Origin of the sequence: Arthrobacter sp. Hiyo1 (assembly GCF_001263615.2) — a bacterium.
GTDB lineage: Bacteria > Actinomycetota > Actinomycetes > Actinomycetales > Micrococcaceae > Arthrobacter.
In genome coordinates this window covers 149,754-150,488 of record NZ_DF952469.1, presented here as the reverse complement: position 1 = coordinate 150,488, position 735 = coordinate 149,754, and the positions used below count along the sequence as shown (strand labels likewise).

Below are 735 nucleotides of genomic sequence, written 5' to 3'. Positions count from 1 at the left end.
AGTTCGGCCTGCGGCACCGCATAAATCGGGGTAATGCGCTTCGGCTCCCAGACCAGCCACGCGTGCAGGGTGTCGACGACAGTGTTCCCGCCCAGGGTCGCGCGGATTCGCTTGGCGGTGGGTTCGTAGCGCAGCTCCGGGAAGGTCCCGAGGATCACTCCGGATAGTTTGGTGGCCATGCTTCAAGCGTGAGCGCAGGGCCATGCGGGGTCAATGTCCTCGTGAGCCGATGGTAGATGAGTTCACTGCCAGCCAGTTCACGCCGCCGCCAAGCTAAGCCGGGACGCCGAAAATCAGGGGCCGACGTCGTACATCTCATAGTCGTCGGTGGTGATGGTGCCATTGGCCTGGATGTTCAGGCCCCAACTGATCCCCGAGGCGCCGGCCGGCAGGGGAGGCGTGGTCCGGGTGATTTGGGTCCAGTTCGCCGCGGCCAGGACCAACGGGCTCGCGGTCCAGTACTTCCAATACCCGTTACCGACGCGGTAATAGAGTTCAAACTGGGTTGGCGCGGTGGATTTGAACCAGGCCTTCAACTGATATCGATGTCCGGGTGTCCCAGTCGGCGAGCAACCGCCCAGGTCCAGGGCGGGAAGAAGTTTCGCGTCCCCTGACGAACGCCCGGTCAGCGTGAGTTGTTCGGCGTAGGCGCCGGTGTGGCCGGGCGAGACGACGGCGAAGGCGGGGGTGTTGGTCCCGTACCCGCCTGCGGCCCAGCACAGCGGAATCGTGTTG

At 64.5% G+C, this 735-nt stretch carries 1 pseudogene; it reads right to left on the bottom strand.

The annotated features are described in order from the left end of the window. Positions 1-293: 293 nt before the first annotated feature. Positions 294-735: pseudogene (locus AHiyo1_RS05350) on the bottom strand (polysaccharide deacetylase family protein); the annotation flags it as partial.